Annotated in this window: 3 protein-coding genes; all 3 read left to right on the forward strand. The window is 31.5% G+C overall.

Translation table 11 applies throughout. The features are described from left to right. Window positions 1–550: amino acid ABC transporter permease (locus QZZ48_RS15420; RefSeq protein WP_294967143.1), on the forward strand; the 550-nt coding region annotated here is incomplete at its 5' end. Window positions 551–640: 90 nt separating this feature from the next. Further along, window positions 641–1,912 (forward strand): glutamate--tRNA ligase, encoded by a 1,272-nt coding sequence (gene gltX, locus QZZ48_RS15425; RefSeq protein ID WP_294967144.1) that lies wholly within the window; start codon window positions 641–643, stop codon window positions 1,910–1,912. Beyond that, window positions 1,909–2,193, forward strand: a complete 285-nt coding sequence (locus QZZ48_RS15430; protein WP_294967145.1) for a YggT family protein — start codon at window positions 1,909–1,911, stop codon at window positions 2,191–2,193. Before gltX ends, QZZ48_RS15430 begins: the two co-directional genes overlap by 4 nt. Window positions 2,194–2,371 lie beyond the last annotated feature (178 nt).

Raw genomic sequence — 2,371 nt, forward strand, 5'->3', positions numbered from 1 at the left:
GAGTTTTTTTATAGGACTATTTTTTGCATATGGTCAAAACTCAAAATTAATACTTTTACGATTTATCTCACGAATGTTTATTGAAGTGATCCGCGGAACACCGCTATTGGTTCAAATCCTTATCTTTTTTTATGTTTTTGCAAATGCTTTAGGATTAGATAATCGTTATGCAGTAGGAATAGTTATATTATCCTTGTTTGCAGGCGCATATATATCTGAGATCATAAGAGCTAGTATAAAAAGTGTTGAAAATGATCAGTATGAATCTGCTATAGCACTTGGCTTATCAGATTGGCAAATGTATAGATATACAATTTTCCCACAGGCATTTAAGAGAATGTTACCTCCTCTTGCTGGACAGTTTGCATCTATTATAAAGGATTCATCTCTTTTATCAATTATCTCTGTCTCAGAGTTTACAATGAATGCACAAGAGGTTAATGCTTACACTTATTCTACTTTAGAGAGTTATATTCCATTGGCTTTTGGATATTTACTTTTAACCTACCCTATCTCTTATTACTCTTCAAGATTAGAGAGAAAGATATAAAAAACTTTCTCTTGTGATTAATGTCTTAAACCTTATAGATTATAAGTAAATATTGGATAAAATTCAAAAAAATATTATTTAGGAATGTTAATGCTAAGATTTGCAGCTAGTCCGACTGGTGATATGCACATAGGCGACTTAAGAGTTGCCTTATTTAACTATATTGTTTCAAAACAAAAAAGTGAAGACTTTATCGTTCGTATTGAAGATACAGATAAAGAAAATAATATAGAAGGTAAAGATCAAGAAATTGTAGACTTGCTAGGTCTTTTTGGTATTGAGTACTCTCAAGTTATATACCAAAGTGAAAGTGTTCGTTTTCACTCCGCTATGGCTCTTCAGTTAGTTCATGAAAAAAGAGCATTTAGTTGTTTTTGTTCTTCTAATTGGATTGATAAGAAAAAAGAAGAAGCAAAAAAGAATAAAAAAGCATATAGTTATGATGATGCTTGTAGAAATCTACCTAATGAATTGGTAATAGATAATATGAGTCCATTCACTATTAGACTAAGTAGACCAGAAAAAGATATAGCTCTTAGCGACCTTATAAAAGGCGATATAAGCTTTGATGTAGATGCTGTTGATAGTTTTGTTATCATGAATCAAAACAAAACTCCTAAATATAACTTTGCATGCGCAGTTGATGATATGTTAAATGATATCTCTTTAGTTATTCGTAACGAAGAACATCTAAACAACACTCCAAAACAAGCTCATATTCGAGCTTCTTTGGGTTATGAAAAAGAGATACAATACGCTCATATTCCTACTCTTTTAAATGATGGCACTTCTAATGTTAAGTGGCTTTTAGAAGAAGGTTTTTTACCAAGTGCTATTTCAAATTATTTAATATCAATTGGAAATACGACTCCTCAAGAGATATTTAATATTGAAGATGCAATAGAATGGTTTTCTTTAGATAATCTGTCTAAGAGCCCTGCTCGCTTTAGTCTTGATACTTTAAGAGATATTAACAAGGCGCATCTTAATAATATGGAAGCTACAGAACTTTCAAGATATGTTGGTTTTGCAGATGCAAACATTGGTGAGCTTGCTAAAGTATACTTAGAAGAAGCATCAACAACAAAAGAGTTGAAGTCAAAAATAGAATCTATATTTTCAGTTAAAGAGATTCCTAAAGAGTTTGAAGAGGCTGCTGAGTTAATTACTAAGACTATAAAAGGTGCACCACACTTTAAAGAATATGATGAGTTTCAAAGTTATATAATGAAAAAGTCTGGACTTAAAGATGAAAACTTCTCTCAAGCGTTACGTTGTTTACTAACAGGTGCACAAGATGGTCCAGATATTGCTGAGATATATAAATATATAAAAAACTATATAGGTGAGATTGTAAAATGAATATGTTAATGGAAATCGTTCAAGGACTTGGTTCAATAATCCTTAGTCTTGTAAATATCTATGTATGGGTTATTATTGTAACCTCACTTTTAAGTTTTGTAAATCCAGACCCATATAATCCTGTGGTTATGTTTCTTCATAGAGTTACTCAACCGGCATACAGACTTGTGCGAAGATTTATTAGAACGGATTTCAATGGTTTAGACTTAGCGCCACTTGTTATTATCATTGCTCTTCAAGTTATCATTGTTTTATTGAGTCCCCTACTTCACTCTTTATAATCATGATTAAGATTTTTTTACCACTATTTTTTATACTAGCATCTCTAGATGCTAGTATAACTCTTCAAGATATAGAATCCAAACCTCAAAGCCGTGCAAAAAACTTTATGATATGGCAATATCTAAAACAAGATATCACTTCTGCAGAAGCTGATAAGGCTTACTCTCAAGTCAAAGG

The sequence above is a fragment of the Sulfurimonas sp. genome, assembly GCF_016744025.1.
Taxonomy (GTDB): Bacteria; Campylobacterota; Campylobacteria; order Campylobacterales; family Sulfurimonadaceae; genus Sulfurimonas.

Excerpts from the sequence above, each read along its gene's own strand:
- gltX (WP_294967144.1), top strand. The coding sequence starts at position 641 with ATGCTAAGATTTGCAGCTAGTCCGACTGGTGATATGCACATAGGCGAC.
- QZZ48_RS15430 (WP_294967145.1), top strand. The coding sequence starts at position 1,909 with ATGAATATGTTAATGGAAATCGTTCAAGGACTTGGTTCAATAATCCTT.